Here is an 18,146-nt window from a genome sequence, read left to right as displayed (position 1 = left end):
ACAGCCCTTTCGGGAGTGGCAAGCAGCGATGCCGCCGGCGCGGGCCGGCGGGCGGCGGATCTCAGGCGTCCTTCTTGGCTTCGGCTTCCTGCTCGAGCTTCTTGGTCCTTTTGGCGTCCTTGATGCTGCTGATGCCGGCGATGAGGCAGATGAATCCGCCGAAGAACAGGATGGGCGGGATGAACCCGAGCACGACCTGGACGAAGGCGGCGCGGAAAGTGGCCGAGATGATGACCAGGGCCAGGCCGCCGGCCATGGCGATGAGCCCGCCCACGACGGCGATGATCTTACCCATGATGGAACCTCCCTGAGTTCTTCCGTCGGCGCGGATTATAGCAAAGCCCTCGCCGGGCCGTCAACGCCGGGCGCGATAGAAATCGCCCGTTCTTTCCGCTAGAATGCCAGGGAAGCCCGGGCCGGGAGAGGCCGGGCGGGTCAAGGACGGGTGGACCAAGTCATGAGGCTCAGAGGCGTCATCTTCGACCTCGACGGCACGGTCGTCGAGAACGATTACGACTGGGCCCGTATCCGGGACGAACTCGGCACGGGCGAGATGTCCATCCTGGCCTACCTCGACGCGCTCGTCGAGCCGGAGCGCTCGGCCAAATGGGCCATCCTCGAGGGCCACGAGGCCCGGCAGACCGAGGCCTCCGTCCTGCGCGAAGGGTTCAGCGGGCTCCTGGACCGGCTGCGGGCCCGCAGCCTGGCCGTGGCCCTGGTCACGAACAACTCCCGCAAGAACGCGGAGTTCCTGCTGGGCAAGTTCGGCCTGGCCTTCGACTGCGTCATCACCCGGGAGAGCGGCCTATGGAAGCCGTCCGGGGCGCCGTTCCTCGAGGTCCTGCGAACGCTCGGCCTTGGGCCGGCGGAGGTCGGGGTGGTCGGAGACACGCGCTTCGATGTCCTGGCCGCCCTCGACGCCGGGATCGAGGCCATCTATCTCCTGTCGAACGAGCCGGAGCGCTTTGCCGGCTACCCGGTCAAGGTCCTGCCGTCCCTCGAGGCCCTGGCCAGGGCCATCTGTTTGGGGCCCCTTCCGGACCGTCCTTGATTTCAGGCCGTCGATTGGTCAAAATGGACGGGAGCCCTGTTCGAAAGGATCCCGATGTCCCAAGAGAAGCTCCTCCTCATCCCCGGCCCGAGCCCGGTCGTGCCGCGCATCCTCGACGCCCTGGCCCTGCCGACGGTTTCCCACGTCGGGCCGGACATGGCCCGCGACCTGGCGGAGGCCTGCGAGAACCTCAAGAAGATCGTCTTCTGCGCGAACGGCGAACCCTTCATCGTCGCCGGGGCGGGGACGCTGTCCATGGAGATGGCCCTGCTCAACACCGCCGGCCCCGCCGACCGGGTCCTGGTCGTGTCGCAGGGTTATTTCGGCGACCGCATGGCCCAGATCTGCCGGGCCTTCGGGATCGGCCACGACGTCCTCGAGTGCGAATGGGGCCGGGCCGTCACCCCGGGCGAGCTCGAGCGGCAGCTGAGAACCAGGAGCTATAACGTCGTCGTCTGCACCCATGTCGACACCGCGACCGGCGCCTGCGCCCCGGTCGAGGAATACGCCCAGGCCCTGGCCAGGACCGGGGCGATCTTCGTCGTCGACGGCGTCTGCGCCACGGGCGGCATCCCGGAGCGCATGGACGCCTGGGGCATCGACGTCGTCCTGACCGCGGCCCAGAAATGCCTGGGCACGCCGCCCGGCCTGGCCCTCTGCGTGTTCTCCGAGGCGGCCATGGAGAAGCGCCGCGGCCTGGCCTCGGTCCCGGCCTACTATTCCGACGTCATGCGCTGGCTGCCGGTCATGCATGATCCGACGAAATATTTCTCGACCCCCTGCGTCAACGAGATCCGGGCCTTCGCCGAGGCGACCCGCATCGTCCTCGAGGAGGGGATCGAGGAACGGTTCGAGCGCCACGATCTTCACGGCCGGGCCCTCCGGGCCGGCCTGGCCGCCCTCGGCTTCACCTTCTTCACCGACCCCCGCTTCGCGGCCTCGACGCTCTCGGTCGCGCGCTACCCGGACGGTGTCGAGGACAAGGCCTTCCGGGCCGGCCTCTCCGCCAACGGGGTCGTCGTCGCCGGCGGGCTCGGCCCCACGGCCGGCCGGGTCTTCCGCATGGGCCACATGGGCAACCTGACCTCGGCCCAGGTCCGGTTCGCGATCGACGCCGTCGGGAAAACGCTGGCCGGGCTGGGCCGGGCCGTCGATTCGGGCCAGGGGCGCCGGGCCGTCGACGCCCTGCTCAAAGCCTGAGGCAAGGACAGGACGGATGAAAAGCCGCGTCTATTTCGTTCCTGCCGCCGGCCGCGAGCCGGCCGAGGCCCTGGCCGGCAAGGTCCGGACGGCCTACCGGGCGACCGGCTTCAACGACCGGCTCGGCGAGGAAGATTTTGTCGCCCTCAAGATCCACTTCGGCGAGAACAACAACACGGGCTACATCAAGCCAGCCTGGCTCTCCGGCCTGATCGCTGACCTCCGGGAAAAGACCGCCCACGCCTTCCTGACCGACTCCAACACGCTCTACGTCGGCCGCCGCTCGAACGCCATCGACCATCTCCGCCTGGCCTGGTCCCACGGCTTCACGCCGGAAGCGACCGGCCTGCCGGTCATCATCGCCGACGGCCTGATCGGCCGCGACAAGCAGGAGCCGCGGAGCGCCCAGGCCCGGACGGCCTCCTCCAAGATCGCCAGCGCCATCCTGGACGCGGACGCCCTGATCGGCCTGGCCCACGTCACCGGCCACGTCCAGACCGGCCTCGGGGCGGCCATCAAGAACATCGGCATGGGCTGCGCCTCGCGGGCCGGCAAGCTCGACCAGCATTCCGTGACGCGTCCCCGCGTCAACGCCAAGCAGTGCCGCAACTGCGGCGTCTGCATATCCTTTTGCCCGGCCGCGGCCATCGTCCAGGCCGAGGGCCGCGTCGCCATCGAGCCGGCCAAGTGCATCGGCTGCGGCGAATGCCTGGTCGTCTGCAAGCCCGGCGCCATCAAAATGAGGTGGGACGAGGATTCTTTGCGCCTCCAGGAGAAGATGGCCGAGTACGCCCGGCGCGTCCTGTCGCATTTCGGGGACAAGGCGGTGTTCGTCAGCTTCCTCATCCAGGTGACCAAGGACTGCGACTGCATGGCCCGGAACCAGAAGCCGATCGCCGAGGACATCGGCGTCCTGGCTTCCCTGGACCCGGTGGCCATCGACCAGGCTGCGGCCGACCTCCTGGTCGCCCGGGGCGGGGGCAGTGACCCCCTGCGCGCCGGGTACGACATCGACTGGTCGGGCCAGCTGGCCCACGGCGAGGCGATCGGGCTGGGATCGAGGGCCTACGCCCTGGTCGAGATCCCCTGACCCGCGCGCCGGGCTCAGGCCTGACGGCGCAGGCCAGGCATGGCGATCGTCAGCAGCGAGGCCGCCGCGAGCATCGCACCCGCGGCGATGAGGATGGCCGCCGGCTGGCCCCAACGCTCGGCCGCGAAGCCGATCGCGAGAGCGCCGACGGGCATCATCCCGAAGAACGTCAGCGTATAGACGCTCATGATCCGCCCCCGCAGCCGGTCGTGCGCGTGGGTCTGGACGAGGGCGTTGGCCAGGTTGAGGACCAGGATGTTCGCCAGGCCTGATCCGAAGACGATCAGGAGGGCCAGCGGGGTCCAGCGGACAAGGGCGAAGGCCGCGACGGTGACCGGCAGGGCGAAGGTGCCGAAGGTCAGGAGCTTGCCGCGGAACCCGAACCGGCCGAGCGAGGCGATGAGCAGGGCGGCGACGAGCGCGCCCAGGCCGCGGGCCGACTGCAGGAAGCCGTTCGTCTTGGCGTCGCCGTGAAGGATATTGACCGCCCAGGCCGGGAACAGGGTGACGAACGAGATCCCGAACAGGCTGACCGCGCCCACGAGGCCGATGATCGTCCGGATGAGCGGGTGGCGGACGACGTACTTGAGGCCCTCCTTTAGCTCGGCCGCGGCCGAGAACCTTTCCTGGCGCGGCACGAAGGCCTTGAGCCTCATCCGCAGCAGGGCGGCGATGACGGCGAGGAAGCTCGCGCCGTTGATGGTGAAGCACCAGCCCGGCCCGAGGTAGCCGTAGAGCAGGCCGCCGACCGCCGGTCCTAGGGCCATGGCCGTGTTGAACATGGCCGAGTTCAGGGCGATGGCGTTGGTCATGTCCTCGAAACTGACCATCTCCAGGACGAAGGATTGCCGGGCCGGGGCGTCGAACGAATTGGCCACGCCGAGAAGGAAGGCCATGACCAGGATGTGCCAGGGCCGGATCCAGTGCAGGAAGGTCAGGCCGGCGATGCCGAAGGCCAGGGCCATCATCGAAGTCTGCGTGACGATGAGGATCGTCCGCCGGGACACGCGGTCGGCGATGACGCCGGCGTAGAGCGTGAAGAGCCAGGTCGGGATGCCGGCGGCGAAGCCGACCAGGCCGAGATAGACGGGCGACTTGGTCAAGTCGAAGATGAGGAAGCCCAGGGCCGTCGACTGCATCCACGAGCCGAAGAGCGAGGCCATCTGGCCCCAGAACCAGAGGCGGTAGTTCGGGTACTTCAGCGCGGTGAACGCCTGTTCCCAGCTCATCTGCCGCCGCAGGCGGCTGATCCGGCTCAGCATCTCCCTAGAGGACCTCTTCGCCCGCCGGCGTCCAGGCCGGATCGACGAGGCAGAGGAAGGCCAGGCGGGACGCGCCGGTGTTCTCGATGAACTGGGTTTCGCCGGGCGGGATGTAGACGGCCTGGCCCGCCGCGACCTCGGCCGCCTCGCCGCCGACATGCATGCGGCCGCGGCCCTCGAGGATGTAGTAGACCTCGGAGGCCTGCAGCCGATGGGGCAGGGTCGCGGCGCCGGGGCTCACCTCGGCGTGGGCCAGGCTGCAGCGGAGCGACAGGGGCTCGCGGGCCGGGTTCAGGAGTTCTTTCAGGAAGGAAGCGTCGCCGGCCCTGGATCCGGAGACATCATCGAGCGTCTTGATGAACATCGGTCGAAGGATCACGAAGAATCGGGGAGGTGGGATTTGAACCCACGACCCCAGCGTCCCGAACGCTGTGCGCTAGCCAGGCTGCGCTACTCCCCGACGTGAGCGGCTTATTATACACATTTCCGCGGCCGAATGGAAGGGGGTATCCGCTGCCGTCCCGGAATGTTTGTCGCGACCCGCCGCGACATTGTATAATACTGGTCCCTTTTCCGACTCGGTTCCCGGAGGACATTGGTCATGACCAAGTGGTGGCATCTCGCGATCGAGGAGGTCGTTCGGGATCTCGGCACGGACGCCAAGGCCGGCCTCGCCTCGTCCGCCGCGGCCGGGAAGCTCGTGACGGCCGGGCCCAACGAGCTCCGGGAGAAGAAGGGCCGTGGCCCCCTGGCCATCTTCTTCGACCAGTTCAAGAGCCTTCTGATCGTGGTCCTCATCGGCGCCGCGGTCGTCTCGGGGTTCCTGGAGGAGTGGGTCGACGCCCTGGCCATCCTGGCCATCGTCATCCTCAACGCCGTCCTCGGCCTTGTCCAGGAGTACCGGGCCGAGAAGAGCCTGGCCGCCCTGCGGAAGCTCTCGGCCCCGAACTCCAAGGTCATCCGGGACGGGGCCGCCCAGGTCGTCCCGGCCCGGGACCTCGTCCCCGGCGATCTAATCGAGGTCGAGGCCGGCGACCATGTCCCGGCCGACAGCCGGGTCGCCTGGCACACCTCCAACTTCGCCGCCCAGGAAGCCAGCCTGACCGGCGAGTCGACGCCGGTCGCCAAGACCGATATCGCCCTTGAAGAGGCGGATATCCCCCTGGCCGAGCGGGCCAACATCCTCTATATGGGGACGTCGGTCGTCTCCGGCAAGGCCCGGGCCATCGTCGTCGAGACGGGGATGTCGACCGAGCTCGGCCGCATCGCCGGGCTCATCCAGGGCATCAGGAAGGAGACGACGCCCCTGCAGAGGAAGCTCGAGGAGTTCAGCAAGCTGCTCGTCTATCTCTGCTTCGCCCTCGTCGCCGTCGTCTTCGGCCTCGAGGTCCTGCGCGGCGGCCGGATCCTCGACATGTTCCTGACCTCGGTCAGCCTGGCCGTGGCCGCCATCCCCGAGGGCCTGCCGGCCGTCGTCACGATCGCCCTGGCCCTGGGCGTCCAGCGCATGGTCCGGCGCCACGTCCTGATCCGCAAGCTCCCGTCGGTCGAGACGCTCGGCTGCGCCACGGTCATCTGCTCGGACAAGACGGGCACCCTGACCAAGAACGAGATGACCGTCCGGGCCGTCTGGACGTCGAGGGACGTCTATGACGTGACCGGCACGGGCTACGATCCCGCCGGCGAGTTCCGGACAGCGGCCGGTCCCGTCGACCCGCGCGATCGGGTCGACCTGCTCAAGGTCCTGACCGCGGGCGTCCTCTGCAACAACGCCCGGCTCTCGGTCAAGGACGGGACGACCGTCGTCTTCGGCGACCCGACCGAGATCGCCATCCTCAGCGCGGCGGCCAAGGCCGGGATCTGGAAAGGGGAGGAGGAAGAGGACTACGAGATGGTCGAGGAGCTGCCCTTCGACTCCGAGCGCAAGAAGATGAGCATCGTCCGCCGGGCCGACCAGGAGCTGACGACGTTCACCAAGGGCGCCCCCGACCTCCTGCTCAAGGACTGCCGCAGCATCCTCGAGGACGGCGCGGAGCGCCCGCTCACGGCCGCCGACCGCGAGCGCATCATGAAGGCCAACGACGGGTTCTCGGACCAGGCCCTCCGCGTCCTGGCCGTGGCCTACCGGAACCTCGATGAGGAGCCGCACGCCTATTCGGCCGAGACGATCGAGCGGGACCTGACCTTCGCCGGGCTCGTGGCCATGATCGACCCGCCCCGGCCAGAAGTCCGGGAGGCCATGTCCAAATGCCGGACCTCGGGCATCAGGACGGTCATGATCACGGGCGACCACCGAAACACGGCCGTGGCCATCGCCCGCGAGCTCGGCTTCTACGGCCCGGAGGCCCGGGCCCTGACCGGCGAGGACGTCGACCGTCTCAGCGACGCGGACCTCGACGCCGCCGTCGAGAACGTGGCCGTCTATGCCCGCGTCTCCCCCGAGCACAAGCTGCGGGCCGTTCAGGCCTGGCGCCGGCGGGGAGAGATCGCGGCCATGACCGGCGACGGCGTCAACGACGCGCCGGCCGTCAAGGAGGCCGACATCGGCGTGGCCATGGGCATAACCGGGACCGACGTGACCAAGGAAGTTTCGGACATGGTCGTCACCGACGACAACTTCGCCTCGATCGTGGCCGCGGTCGAGGAAGGCCGGGGCATCTACGACAACATCCGCAAGTTCATCCACTACCTGCTGTCCTGCAACCTGGGCGAGATCCTGGTCATGTTCGTCACGGCCCTGATCGGCCTGCCGGTGCCCCTCCTGCCCATCCAGCTCCTCTGGGTCAACCTGGTGACGGACGGCCTGCCGGCCCTGGCCCTCGGCGTCGACCCGGTCGACCCGAAGATCATGGAGCGGCCGCCGCGCCAGCCCGACGAGCCGGTCGTCACGAGGGCCCGGGGCTGGCTCATGGGGGTCCAGGGCGTCCTCATCGCGGCTTGCAGCCTGGCCGCCTTCCTGTTCGTCCTCTACGAGAAGGAGGACATCGCCACGGCCCGGACCGCGGCCCTGGCCACCCTGGCCTGCAGCCAGCTCTTTCACTCCTTCAACTGCCGGAGCATGCGGGAGTCCCTGTTCAAGCTGAGGATATTCACCAATCCCCAGCTCGTCGGCGCCACGGTCCTCTCGTTCGCGCTCCAGCTGGGCATCATCTACGCGCCCTTCCTGCAGCCGGTCTTCAAGACCCGGGCCCTGAGCCTGCTCGACCTGGGCATGATGATCGCTCTCTCCTCCCTGCCGCTCTGGATCATGGAGATCGTCAAGGCGCTCAACAGGAAGTTCAACTTCTACACTCTATATTGACAGGAACGAACGGGGACCGACCCCGAAGGAGGCAACATGAAAAGATTCGCCCGTTATCTCGCGTTCGCGGCCTTCGCCCTGGCCCTGGTCTTCTCGGCCGGCGCCGACGAGGGCATGTGGATGCCCCACCAGATGAAGGACCTCAACCTCAAGGCCCAGGGCCTGCAGATGGACCCGGGCGAGCTCTATAAGAAGGACGGCACCGGCCTCATGAGCGCCGTTGTCAACCTCGGCGGCGGCACGGGCGAGTTCGTCAGCCCGGAGGGCCTCGTCCTGACCAACCACCACGTCGCCTACGGCGCTATCCAGAGGGCCTCGAGCAAGGAGAAGGACTACATCAGCGACGGCTTCCTGGCCCGGACCAGGGGCGAGGAGATCCCGGCCCAGGGCTACCAGGCCGGCGTCCTCATCGGCTACGAGGACGTGACGGCCAAGGTCAACGCCTACTTCAGGCCCAAGATGACGCCGCGGCAGCGCTACGACGCCTTCGACAAGGCCCAGAAGGACCTCATCGCGTCCGGCGAAAAGGCCGGCCAGGACCTTCGCTGCACGCTGGCCTCGATGTACAGCGGCAACGCCTACTATCTCTATACCTTCAAGCAGATCCGCGACGTCCGGCTCGTTTACGCGCCGCCCCTGGACCTGGGGAACTTCGGCGGCGAGGCCGACAACTGGATGTGGCCCCGCCACACCTGCGACTTCTCGTTCCTGCGGGCCTATGTCGCCCCCGACGGGACGGCGGCCGATTACAGCCCGTCGAACGTCCCCTACAAGCCCAAGGTCTGGCTGAAGGTCTCCCTCGACGGCTTCAAGGAAGGCGACTTCACCTTCGTCATGGGCTATCCGGGACGGACCTACCGCAACTACGCCCTGGCCGAGCTCAAGGCCGACCAGGAGAACATGGCCAAGCGGGTCAAGGACGTCCAGGACCTCATCGGCTTCTACGAAGCCGCCGGCAAGGCCGACAAGGAGGTCGAGATCCGCTACGCCGGCCTGGTCAAGGGCCTCTACAACGGCCTCAAGAATTATCAGGGCAAGCTCGAGGGCTTCGTCAAGTACGACCTCGCGGCCAAGAAGGCGGCCCAGGAGAAGGAACTCCTCGACTGGATCGCCGCCGATCCGGCGCGGGCCAGGAAGTACGGCGCCGCTCCGGCCGCACTCGAGGCCTTCCAGGTCCGCCAGAAGGCCTTCGGGGCCAGGACGGAGCTGCTGAACGGCGTCCTCGGCGGCTCGACCATCATGTCCCAGGCCTACAACATCCTGCGGGCCGTGAACGAGACGCAGAAGCCGGACAAGGACCGCGAGCCGGCCTTCCAGGAGCGGAACCTGCCCCGGTTCAAGCAGGGCCTGCAGCTGGCCGAGCGCGGCTATGTCTTCGCCACCGACCGGGAGCTGCTGAAGTGGACGCTCAAGCGGCTCAAGGCCGCCCATCCCGACGTCGCGGCCTGGCCCGCCTCGCTCCGGCAGCTGGCCGCCGGCGCCGACGCCGACGTGGCCGCCCGGGTGGACGCCATGTACGCCGGGACGGCGCTGGGCGATCCGGCGAAGAGGCTCGAGCTCGTCGGACTCAAGCCGGCCCAGTTGGCCGCGGTCGACGATCCGTTCCTCAAGATCGCCGCCGGCATGGAGCAGGAGCTCAAAGGCGTGCGCGAGGAGAGCAAGGGCTTCTCCCGGGAAGGCGCCGATCTCAAGATGACCTACGAAGCGGCCATCCTGGAGATGAAGAAGGGCACCTATCCGCCCGACGCCAACGGCACCATCCGCTTCACCTACGGCCCGGTCCTGGGCTACCAGCCGCGGGACGCCGTCCTGTACCTGCCGCAGACGACGGTCAAGGGCGTCGTCGAGAAGGATACCGGCGTCTCCCCGTTCCGGGTCCCGGCCAAGATCAAGGACCTCTGGAAGTCTAAGGACTTCGGCCCCTACGCCGACCCCCGGCTCGGGGACGTCCCGGCCTGCTTCCTGAACACGACCAACGTGACCGGCGGCAACTCCGGCTCCCCGACCCTCAACGCCAGGGGCGAGCAGATCGGCATCATCTTCGATATGACCTATGAGAGCGTCATCGGCGACTACTACATCATCCCCGAGCTGCAGCGCTCGATCAGCGTCGACCTCCGCTACGTGCTCTGGGTGACCGACAAGTTCTCCGGCGCGACGCACATCGTCCGGGAGATGGGCCTGGCAGGGAAATGATGAAGGGCCGCCGCCTGGCCTTCGGCTTCGCCGGCCTGATCGTTCTGGCCGGGGCGGCGGCCGTCGCCTGCCGCCCGGCCCCCAGGGGGGCTTCGGCCGCGGGCCCGGGGTCCGAGCTCTCCCGAGCCGGGCTGCTCGACCGGATCAGGGGCGGCTGGGCCGGACAGGTCATCGGCTGCACCTTCGGCGGCCCGACGGAGTTCCGCTTTCCGGGGGCCATGATCGCCGACTACCAGCCCATCCCCTGGGATGACGGCATCGTGGCCCGGCGCTTCGAGCGTTCGCCCGGCCTCTACGACGACGTCTACATGGACCTGACCTTCCTCGAGGTCATGTCCCGCGAGGGCATCGACGCGCCGGCGGCCCGGTATGCCCAGGCCTTCGCCCATGCCGCCTACCCGCTCTGGCACGCCAACCAGGCGGCCCGCTACAACATCCTCCACGGCCTCCTGCCGCCGGACTCGGGCCACTGGAGGAACTCGCCGCACGCCGACGACATCGATTTCCAGATCGAGGCCGACTTCGCCGGCCTCGTCAGCCCGGGCCTGGTCAACGCCGGCGCGGAGATCTGCGACCGGGTCGGCCACATCATGAATTACGGGGACGGCTGGTACGGCGGGGTTTTCGTCGCGGCCATGTACAGCCTGGCTTTCGTCAGCGCCGAAGTCGAGCCGGTCGTCGAGGGGGCCCTGAAGGTCCTGCCGCCGGAGTCCGGGTTTGCCGGCTGCATCCGGGACGTCCTGGCCTGCTACAAGGCCGACCCGGTTGATTGGAAGGCGGCCTGGCTGGCCGTCGAGCGCAATTGGGCCGGGGACGCCGGCTGCCCCGATTTCGTGTTCGATCCCGGGAACATCGACGCCCGGGTCAACGGGGCCTATGTCGCCATCGGCCTGCTCTACGGCCACGGCGATTTCGGCCGGACGCTCGAGATCGCGGCCCGGTGCGGCCAGGACTCGGACTGCAACCCGGCCAGCGCCGGTGGCGTCCTGGGGACGATGCTGGGCTGCGAGGCCATCCCGCCGAAGTGGCGCGACCCTCTCCGGGCCATCGAGGACAAGCCGTTCCCCTATACGGAGATGTCCCTCGACAAGGCCTGCGAGACGACCCTGGCCCTGGCCCTGGAGGCGGTCCGCGCGAGCGGCGGCCGCGTCGAAGGGGAGAGCGTCCGGCTGCCGGTCGAGACCGTCCGGCCGGTGCGGCTCGAGACGAGCTTCCCGGGCTGCTATCCGGTCGAGCGGCGGCGGCTGGGCGCGATCCTCGAAACGCCGGCCCTGATCGAGTTCGAGGGCACGGGCTTCGTCCTGGGCGGCGGGCCGACGAAGATGGCCGCGCCCGGTTCGGACCCGTACGCCTTCGAGGTCGAGCTCACAGTCGACGGCGGGCCGCCGTCCATCATCGCCCTGCCGGTCGACGAGCTCGTCCGCCGGCTCGAGATCGCCTGGGGCTACGGGCTGGCCAAGGGCCGCCACACTCTCGGGCTCAGGCTCCTGAACCCCAGGCCGGGCGGGACGGTCGGCCTCGGCGACCTCATCGTCTACGGCGACCGGCCGGCGGCCTGGAACTGACCGGGGTCCTCCCGCCGGGACCTTGACCTGGTTTCGCCGACTGTTTTAAAATCGCCCTTGCGTCGATCGCATCAACCCATTTCCCGAGGAGGCAGAGCATGAAGAAACCGAGCGGAACCTGGAGCCGGAGAGCGTTCATGAGGTCGGTCGGCGCGTTCGGCGCGGCCGCCGTGGCCTTCGACCCGATGGGACTGCCGCGCATCGCCGAGGCGTCCCAATCGGTCGCGGGCAAGACGGCCGAGGAGGTGGCCAGGGACGAGTTCTACTGGCGCGAGATCCAGCTGGCTTTCAAGCTTGACCGCGAGCTCATCAACCTGAACAACGGCTTCACCTGCCCCATGCCCCGGGTGTCGCTGGATTCGACCTTCCGCTACATGGAGATGATCAACATGCTGCCCGTCCACTACCAGGGCATGGTGGCCGGGAACAGCGAGACCCTGCGCCGGCGCATGGCCAACGAGTTCGGCTGCGACAAGGAGGAGATGGCCCTGACCCGGGGCGCCAGCGAGGCCCTGCAGATCGCCCAGAACGGGCTCGACCTCAAGGCCGGGGACGAGGTCATCACGACCGAGCAGGATTACCCCCGCATGCTGACGACGTGGGACCAGCGGATGCGCCGCGAGGGCATCAAGGTCACCCGGCTCCAGTTCCCGGTGCCGACGACCCAGGACTACCTCTACAATATGTTCGAGAAGGCCATCACGCCGCGGACCAAGGTCTTCCATTTCACCCACATCACGAACCTGACGGCCCAGCTCTTCCCGGTCCGGCGGCTCTCCCTCCTGGCCCGGTCCAAGGGCATCGTCACCATCGTCGACGGCGCCCACGCCCTGGGCCATTTCCCCTTCAAGCTCCATGACCTCGAGTGCGACGCCTACGGGGTGAGCCTCCACAAGTGGCTCCTGGCCCCGCTCGGCAACGGCTGCCTCTGTGTCCGCAAGGAGATGATCCCCCGGTTCTGGCCGCTGCAGGCCGCGCCGGAGCAGCAGGACAACGACATCCGCAAGTTCGAGTCGATCGGCACCCACCCCTGGGCCATCCGGGCGGCCCTCGGCGAATCGCTTGCTTTCCACCAGGCCATCGGGGCCGAGCGCAAGGCGGCCCGGCTGCGCTACCTGAACATGCGCTGGGTCAATGCCCTCAAGCCCTATTCGAAGATCAAGATCCTGACCGAGACGAGCGAGCCGGCCCAGGCCTGGGGCGTCATGGCCGTCAACATCGAGGGCATCGACGTCCGCCAGCTGGCCACCTGGCTCCGCAACAACTACCGCATCATCGTCGTTCCGCTGGTCGGCGGGGCGCCGCCGAACTCGGTCTTCGACTACCAGGCCCTGCGCGTCTCGCCGAACGTCTACACGACGCTCGAGGAGATCGACACGTTCATCGAGGCCATGGCCGAGGCGGCCAAGAGCGGCGTGCCCGAGGCGGCCGACCCGATCCCGGGCTACCCGGCCGAGGTGACGGTCTGAGACGGGGACAAGGAGGCGTCAGATGAAGCGTCAACCGGCGGCACTTTTCGCGGCCCTGGCCATCGTCTTCGCGGCCGGCGCCGCGCCGGCCTTCGCCCAGGCGTCGTTCAAGGCGCCCTTCGCTTTCAAAGCGGGCGGCAAGAGCCTGGCCGCGGGCGAATACGCGGTCGTCAAGGCGGCCGGCGGCGGCCTGGTCCTCAAGCAGGCCTCGACCGGCAAGGAGACTCCGCTGGCGGTTCTCGAGCGGATACCCCAGCCGGCCCCGCCCGTGGCCGGGCCCCGGCTCGTCTTCGACGAGGTCGGCGACTTCGCGCCGTCGTACACGGAGTACATCACGGTGTACGTCCTGGCCGAGGTCTGGCTGCCGGGCGAGGACGGCTACCGCGTCCACGTGACCAAGGGGGCCCACAAGACCAAGACCGTGACCGGGGCGGCGGCCAAGTAACCCGCCGCCCGGTCTGCTATAATAGTCCGTTCGAATTTCGCCCAGGGATCCGTCTATGATCGTCGTCGATAACCTTTCGAAGAGCTTCGGGAAGCAGGCTCTCTTCGACTCCATCAGCTTCAAGATCAACCGCAAGGAGCGGGTCGGGGTCGTCGGCCGCAACGGCCACGGCAAGACCACCCTCTTCCGGATGATCACCGGGGAGGAGGAGCCCGACTCGGGCACGATCACCAGGCCCCGGAAGTACCGCATCGGCTACCTCGAGCAGCGGCCCCGCTTCTCCGAGGCGACCGTCCTGGCCGAGGCGGCCAAGGCCCTGCCCCACGACGCCCAGAACGAGGTCTGGCGGGTCGAGAAGATCCTGGCCGGCCTCGGGTTCGGCGAGGCCGACCTGGAGAAGAAGCCGGCCGAGCTCTCGGGCGGCTACCAGGTCCGCCTCAACCTGACCAGGGTCCTGGTCGGCGACTATCAGATGCTCCTCCTGGACGAGCCGAGCAACTACCTCGACATCACCTCGCTGCGCTGGCTCGAGCGCTTCCTGGCCGCCTGGCCGGGCGAGTTGCTGCTGATCACCCACGACCGCGGCTTCATGGACAACGTTGTCACCCACGTCCTCGGCATCCACCGCCGCAAGGTCCGCAAGATCGAGGGCGACACCGGCAAGTACTACGAGCAGATCGCGGCCGAGGAGGAGATCTACGAAAAGACGCGGCTCAACGACGAGCGCAAGCGCAAGGAGATGGACCTGTTCATCAACCGATTCCGGGCCAAGGCCCGGCTGGGCGGGCTGGTCCAGTCGCGGGTCAAGTCGCTCGAGAAGATGGAGAAGCGGCAAAAGCTCGAGGAGGTCAAGAACCTCGAGTTCGCCTTCGCCGAGAAGCCGGGCTACCACAAGTACTCCCTGGACGTCCGCGACCTGTCCTTCTCCTACACGCCGGACCGGCCGCTCATCCGCCGGTTCACCATCAGCATCGGGGCCAGGGACCGGGTCTTCATCATCGGCCGCAACGGCCGGGGCAAGACGACCCTGCTCCGGCTCCTGGCCGGGGACCTGGCGCCCCGGTCCGGCCGGATCGACGAGCCCCAGTCCGTGACCGCCGGCTACTTCGAGCAGACCCACATCTCGACCCTGTCCGAGTCCAACACCGTCCTCGAGGAGATCACCTCGGGCGATCCCGAGGGGGACCCGAAGCGGGCCCGGTTCATCGCCGGCGGCATGATGTTCGAGGGCGACGACGCCCTCAAGCCCATCAAGGTGCTCTCGGGCGGCGAGAAGAGCCGGGTCCTCCTGGGCAAGCTCATCGCCACCCCGGTCAACCTGCTGCTCCTCGACGAGCCGACCAACCACCTCGACATCGAATCCAACGACGCCCTGCTCGAGGCCATCGACGCCTTCGACGGCGCGGTCGTCATGGTCACGCACAACGAGATGTTCCTCCACGCCCTGGCCGAGCGGCTGGTCGTCTTCGACAACGACGACATCGTCGTCTACGAGGGCGGCTACCAGAGGTTCCTGGACAAGGTCGGCTGGCGCGACGAGGTCATGCAGGGGTCGCTCGCGGCCGTGCCGCCGCCGGCGGCGGCGGGCGAGGCGGCCGGCCGGCCCCGCTGGACGCCCAAGGAGCTGCGCCGGCTGCGCTCCGAGATCGTCGCCGAGCGGTCGCGCGCCCTGCGGCCCCTGGAGGCCCGGATCGCCGAGATCGAGAAGGCCGTCGAGGCCAACGACGCCGCGCTGCGCGATTGCAACGCCCAGCTCGTCCGGGCCTCGTCGGACCGGGATGGAGCCAGGGTCGTCGAGGTCTCCAAGGCCATGCACAAGGCGAAGAAAGAGAACGACGGCCTGCTCGACGAGCTGGAGAAGGTGACCGGGGAGTACGACGCGAAAAAAGCCGGCTACGACAGCCGGATGCGCGATCTCGATGACGCCGAGGCCGGCAACTAGATCGCCCGGCGGTTATCGCCTCCAGGGGGCTTTTAGGGTATAATTCCTGCCCGAGAGCTTTCCACCTGTAATAGGATGATGCGCCACCGGTTTGCCTGCTTCGCCCTGGCCCTGGGCCTCGCGCTTTTTCCGGGCTGCCGCCGGGCCGGATCCGGTTCCGACCTGACCCTGGCCGGGTCGACGAGCATCCAGCCTTTCGCCGACAAGTGGGCCGAGGTGTTCATGCAGGCTCACCGTGACTACGGCGTCAACGTCCAGGGCGGCGGCTCGAGCGCCGGCATCGAGGCCTGCAGGAGCGGGGCCTGCCAGATCGGCATGTCCTCGCGCGAGCTCAAGGGCGGCGAGCGGGACCTCGTCGCGATCGTCGTCGCCCGGGACGGGCTGGCCGTCATCGTCCATCCTTCGAACCCCATCCGCGGCCTCCGGGCGCCGGACGTCAAGCAGATCTTCGCGGGCGACATCACGAGCTGGCGGCCCCTCGGCGGGCCGGACAAGCGGATCACCGTCGTCACCCGCGAGGAGGGCTCCGGCACGCGGGGCGCCTTCCAGGAGCTGGTCATGGGCAAGACGCGGATCTTCCGCGGCGCCATCACCGAAGACTCGAACGGCACGGTCCGGGAGATCGTCGCCCATGACCCCCAGGCGATCGGCTTCATCTCCCTGGGCCTGGTCAACGCCGCGGTCCGGGCCCTGGCCCTCGACGGGGCGGCGGCCACGGACGAGAACATCCAGAATGGCCGCTACCGGCTCGTCCGGCCGTTCCTCTTCGTCAGCCGGGGCGAGCCGGCCGGCCATGCCAGGGAGTTCATCGACTTCGTCCTGTCCGCGGAAGGCCAGAAGCTGGTCACGAAGGAGGGCCTCCTCCCGGTCCGCTGACCGGAAGGGGAGGGGCGGGCGATGACCGGAGCCAAGAGAGCCAGGGCGGGGAACAGGCTCGAGCGGAACGACCGGCTCATCCGGCTGGCCCTCCTGGTCGTCGCCTTCTCGGCCGTCTCCGTTCTCCTGGTCATCACCGTCTTCATCGTCGGCCAGGGAACGCCGATCATGTTCCGCTACGGCCTCAAGAGCTTCCTGGCCGGCTCCGACTGGTACCCCTCTGAGAAGCTCTTCGGGCTCTGGCCCATGATCGTCGGCTCGCTGGCCGTCACGGCCGGGGCCCTGGTCATCGGCGTCCCCTTCGGCCTGTCCTGCGCCATCGTCCTGACGGAGTTCGCCTCCAAGAAGGTCCGCCGCCTCATCAAGCCCGTGATCGAGCTGCTGGCGGGCATCCCGTCGGTCGTCTACGGCTTCATGGGCGTCGTCATCCTCGTCCCCTTCATCCGCCGGGCCTTCGGCGGGCCGGGCCTGTCCGTCCTGGCCGCCTCGATCATCCTCGGCGTCATGATCCTGCCGACCGTCATCTCCATCTCCGTCGACGCGCTCCAGGCCGTGCCGCCGTCCTACCGCGAGGGCTCGATCGCCCTAGGCGCGACCCGCTGGCAGACGGTCAGGATGGTACTCTTCCCGGCCGCCCGCTCGGGCATCATCGCCAGCGTCATCCTGGGCATGGGCCGGGCCATCGGCGAGACCATGGCCACGATCATGATCGCCGGGAACGCCGCCGAGGTCCCCCATTCGCTCCTGGCGCCCGTCCGGACGCTGACCTCGAACGTCGCCCTGGAGATGAGCTACGCCACGGGCGAGCATCGCGAGGCCCTGTTCGCCACCGGCGTCGTTCTCTTCGTCATCATCATGGCCCTCAACACGATCGCCAACGCCACCTCGGCCAGGCGGAGGAAGACCCAGTGAAGCGCCTGGGCCCCCGCGCCGCGGAGAAGGCCGCCCGGACCGGGCTGTGGGCCATGACCCTGATCACGGTCGCGGTCCTGCTCTTCATCATCCTCTTCATCCTGCGCCGCGGCCTGCCGGTCCTCAGCTTCGAGTTCTTGACCTCCAATCCCGTGGACATGGGCAAGTCGGGAGGCATCTTCTCGACCGCGGTCGGGACCGTCGCGTTGACCGCGCTGGCCGTCCTCATCGCCGCCCCGCTCGGGGTCGGCACGGCCATCTACCTGACGGAGTACACCTGGGGCGGCCCGGTGACCCGGGTCATCCGCTTCGGGGCCGAGTGCCTGGCCGGCATCCCCTCGATCATCTTCGGCCTGTTCGGCTTCATCCTTTTCGTCACCAAGCTCAGGTTCGGCTGGTCCATCCTCAGCGGCGGATTGACCCTGGCCTTCATGCTCCTGCCGACCATCATCCGGACCTCCGAGGAAGCCATCAAGAGCGTCCCGGCCGAGTACCGCAAGGTCAGCTTCTCCCTGGGCAGCACCAAGTGGCAGACCGTGACCCGGGTCGTCCTGCCGTCGGCCCTGCCGGGCATCGTCACCGGCATCGTCCTCAGCATAGGCCGGAGCATCGGCGAGACGGCCGCCACGATCTTCACCGCCGGGAGCGCCCTGCGGCTGCCGACCTCGATCTTCTCCTCGAGCCGGACGATGGCCGTCCACTTCTACATCCTGGCCCGCGAGGGCATCTCGATGCAAAACGCCTACGGCACCGCGGCCGTCCTGATCATCGCCATCCTGACCATCAATATCTTGACCTATTACCTGATGAACCGCTTCATCAGGAAGTATTCCTAGC

Annotated in this window: 15 protein-coding genes and 1 tRNA gene; 12 read left to right on the top strand and 4 right to left on the bottom strand. The window is 68.3% G+C overall.

Annotation, left to right across the window (positions count from 1 at the left end; genetic code table 11):
* Nucleotides 1-61 precede the first annotated feature (61 nt).
* Nucleotides 62-295 carry a hypothetical protein gene (locus ABFD52_08195; GenBank protein MEN6560737.1) on the bottom strand — a complete coding sequence of 78 codons (234 nt, stop codon included), beginning with the start codon at nucleotides 293-295 and terminating at the stop codon, nucleotides 62-64.
* A gap of 162 nt (nucleotides 296-457) precedes the next feature.
* On the opposite strand from ABFD52_08195, the gene ABFD52_08190 reads away from it, so the two are divergent.
* Genes ABFD52_08190 through ABFD52_08180 form a run of 3 tightly spaced genes read left to right on the top strand, consistent with a single transcriptional unit; the run spans nucleotide 458 to nucleotide 3,341 of the window.
* Complete coding sequence (locus ABFD52_08190) at nucleotides 458-1,051, top strand: HAD-IA family hydrolase (protein ID MEN6560736.1); 594 nt, start codon at nucleotides 458-460, stop codon at nucleotides 1,049-1,051.
* Nucleotides 1,052-1,105: 54 nt separating this feature from the next.
* A complete protein-coding gene (locus ABFD52_08185; protein MEN6560735.1) occupies nucleotides 1,106-2,251 on the top strand; it encodes an alanine--glyoxylate aminotransferase family protein in 1,146 nt (381 codons plus the stop codon).
* Between the two features lie 16 nt (nucleotides 2,252-2,267).
* Nucleotides 2,268-3,341 (top strand): DUF362 domain-containing protein, encoded by a 1,074-nt coding sequence (locus ABFD52_08180; GenBank protein ID MEN6560734.1) that lies wholly within the window; start codon nucleotides 2,268-2,270, stop codon nucleotides 3,339-3,341.
* A gap of 14 nt (nucleotides 3,342-3,355) precedes the next feature.
* Here the strand turns inward: ABFD52_08180 and ABFD52_08175 are convergent, their stop codons facing one another.
* From ABFD52_08175 to ABFD52_08165, 3 genes are all read right to left on the bottom strand, one after another.
* Nucleotides 3,356-4,603 carry an MFS transporter gene (locus ABFD52_08175; protein MEN6560733.1) on the bottom strand — a complete coding sequence of 416 codons (1,248 nt, stop codon included), beginning with the start codon at nucleotides 4,601-4,603 and terminating at the stop codon, nucleotides 3,356-3,358.
* A gap of 4 nt (nucleotides 4,604-4,607) precedes the next feature.
* Nucleotides 4,608-4,967 (bottom strand): cupin domain-containing protein, encoded by a 360-nt coding sequence (locus tag ABFD52_08170; protein MEN6560732.1) that lies wholly within the window; start codon nucleotides 4,965-4,967, stop codon nucleotides 4,608-4,610.
* Between the two features lie 21 nt (nucleotides 4,968-4,988).
* Nucleotides 4,989-5,063: transfer RNA gene (locus ABFD52_08165), tRNA-Pro, on the bottom strand.
* A 141-nt stretch (nucleotides 5,064-5,204) separates the two neighbouring features.
* On the opposite strand from ABFD52_08165, the gene ABFD52_08160 reads away from it, so the two are divergent.
* The 9 genes from ABFD52_08160 (at nucleotide 5,205) to pstA (ending at nucleotide 18,145) form a co-directional block, all read left to right on the top strand.
* On the top strand, nucleotides 5,205-7,904 hold the full coding sequence (locus ABFD52_08160; protein MEN6560731.1) for a calcium-translocating P-type ATPase, SERCA-type: 2,700 nt from the start codon (nucleotides 5,205-5,207) through the stop codon (nucleotides 7,902-7,904).
* 36 nt (nucleotides 7,905-7,940) lie between these two features.
* Nucleotides 7,941-10,100, top strand: a complete 2,160-nt coding sequence (locus ABFD52_08155) for a S46 family peptidase (protein ID MEN6560730.1) — start codon at nucleotides 7,941-7,943, stop codon at nucleotides 10,098-10,100.
* Complete coding sequence (locus tag ABFD52_08150; GenBank protein MEN6560729.1) at nucleotides 10,097-11,665, top strand: ADP-ribosylglycohydrolase family protein; 1,569 nt, start codon at nucleotides 10,097-10,099, stop codon at nucleotides 11,663-11,665. Before ABFD52_08155 ends, ABFD52_08150 begins: the two co-directional genes overlap by 4 nt.
* Before the next feature lie 98 nt (nucleotides 11,666-11,763).
* Nucleotides 11,764-13,134 carry an aminotransferase class V-fold PLP-dependent enzyme gene (locus ABFD52_08145; GenBank protein ID MEN6560728.1) on the top strand — a complete coding sequence of 457 codons (1,371 nt, stop codon included), beginning with the start codon at nucleotides 11,764-11,766 and terminating at the stop codon, nucleotides 13,132-13,134.
* A gap of 22 nt (nucleotides 13,135-13,156) precedes the next feature.
* Nucleotides 13,157-13,579, top strand: coding sequence for a hypothetical protein (locus ABFD52_08140; protein MEN6560727.1), 423 nt, complete (start codon nucleotides 13,157-13,159; stop codon nucleotides 13,577-13,579).
* Between the two features lie 55 nt (nucleotides 13,580-13,634).
* On the top strand, nucleotides 13,635-15,521 hold the full coding sequence (locus ABFD52_08135) for an ABC-F family ATP-binding cassette domain-containing protein (GenBank protein MEN6560726.1): 1,887 nt from the start codon (nucleotides 13,635-13,637) through the stop codon (nucleotides 15,519-15,521).
* 78 nt (nucleotides 15,522-15,599) lie between these two features.
* The gene (locus tag ABFD52_08130; GenBank protein ID MEN6560725.1) at nucleotides 15,600-16,397 is read left to right on the top strand and encodes a phosphate ABC transporter substrate-binding protein; all 798 of its coding nucleotides are present in this window, start codon (nucleotides 15,600-15,602) and stop codon (nucleotides 16,395-16,397) included.
* A 21-nt stretch (nucleotides 16,398-16,418) separates the two neighbouring features.
* Entirely contained in the window at nucleotides 16,419-17,309 is an 891-nt protein-coding gene (gene pstC, locus ABFD52_08125; GenBank protein ID MEN6560724.1) for a phosphate ABC transporter permease subunit PstC, read from the top strand.
* A gap of 53 nt (nucleotides 17,310-17,362) precedes the next feature.
* Nucleotides 17,363-18,145: a phosphate ABC transporter permease PstA gene (gene pstA / locus ABFD52_08120; GenBank protein MEN6560723.1), complete on the top strand. Its 783-nt coding sequence runs from the start codon at nucleotides 17,363-17,365 to the stop codon at nucleotides 18,143-18,145.
* Nucleotide 18,146: the final 1 nt, after the last annotated feature.

It is taken from the genome of Acidobacteriota bacterium (assembly GCA_039683095.1).
Classification (GTDB): Bacteria; Acidobacteriota; Aminicenantia; order Aminicenantales; family Saccharicenantaceae; genus RBG-16-66-30.
This window is presented reverse-complemented; position numbering and strand designations above follow the sequence as displayed.

What these genes read in the sequence shown, in the direction of transcription:
- ABFD52_08130 (MEN6560725.1), top strand. Translation starts at nt 15,600, where the DNA reads ATGCGCCACCGGTTTGCCTGCTTCGCCCTGGCCCTGGGCCTCGCGCTT.
- ABFD52_08155 (MEN6560730.1), top strand. Translation starts at nt 7,941, where the DNA reads ATGAAAAGATTCGCCCGTTATCTCGCGTTCGCGGCCTTCGCCCTGGCC.
- ABFD52_08185 (MEN6560735.1), top strand. Translation starts at nt 1,106, where the DNA reads ATGTCCCAAGAGAAGCTCCTCCTCATCCCCGGCCCGAGCCCGGTCGTG.
- ABFD52_08145 (MEN6560728.1), top strand. Translation starts at nt 11,764, where the DNA reads ATGAAGAAACCGAGCGGAACCTGGAGCCGGAGAGCGTTCATGAGGTCG.
- ABFD52_08160 (MEN6560731.1), top strand. Translation starts at nt 5,205, where the DNA reads ATGACCAAGTGGTGGCATCTCGCGATCGAGGAGGTCGTTCGGGATCTC.
- ABFD52_08195 (MEN6560737.1), bottom strand. Translation starts at nt 295, where the DNA reads ATGGGTAAGATCATCGCCGTCGTGGGCGGGCTCATCGCCATGGCCGGC.
- pstC (MEN6560724.1), top strand. Translation starts at nt 16,419, where the DNA reads ATGACCGGAGCCAAGAGAGCCAGGGCGGGGAACAGGCTCGAGCGGAAC.
- ABFD52_08190 (MEN6560736.1), top strand. Translation starts at nt 458, where the DNA reads ATGAGGCTCAGAGGCGTCATCTTCGACCTCGACGGCACGGTCGTCGAG.
- ABFD52_08175 (MEN6560733.1), bottom strand. Translation starts at nt 4,603, where the DNA reads ATGCTGAGCCGGATCAGCCGCCTGCGGCGGCAGATGAGCTGGGAACAG.
- ABFD52_08135 (MEN6560726.1), top strand. Translation starts at nt 13,635, where the DNA reads ATGATCGTCGTCGATAACCTTTCGAAGAGCTTCGGGAAGCAGGCTCTC.
- ABFD52_08140 (MEN6560727.1), top strand. Translation starts at nt 13,157, where the DNA reads ATGAAGCGTCAACCGGCGGCACTTTTCGCGGCCCTGGCCATCGTCTTC.
- pstA (MEN6560723.1), top strand. Translation starts at nt 17,363, where the DNA reads ATGACCCTGATCACGGTCGCGGTCCTGCTCTTCATCATCCTCTTCATC.
- ABFD52_08180 (MEN6560734.1), top strand. Translation starts at nt 2,268, where the DNA reads ATGAAAAGCCGCGTCTATTTCGTTCCTGCCGCCGGCCGCGAGCCGGCC.
- ABFD52_08150 (MEN6560729.1), top strand. Translation starts at nt 10,097, where the DNA reads ATGATGAAGGGCCGCCGCCTGGCCTTCGGCTTCGCCGGCCTGATCGTT.
- ABFD52_08170 (MEN6560732.1), bottom strand. Translation starts at nt 4,967, where the DNA reads ATGTTCATCAAGACGCTCGATGATGTCTCCGGATCCAGGGCCGGCGAC.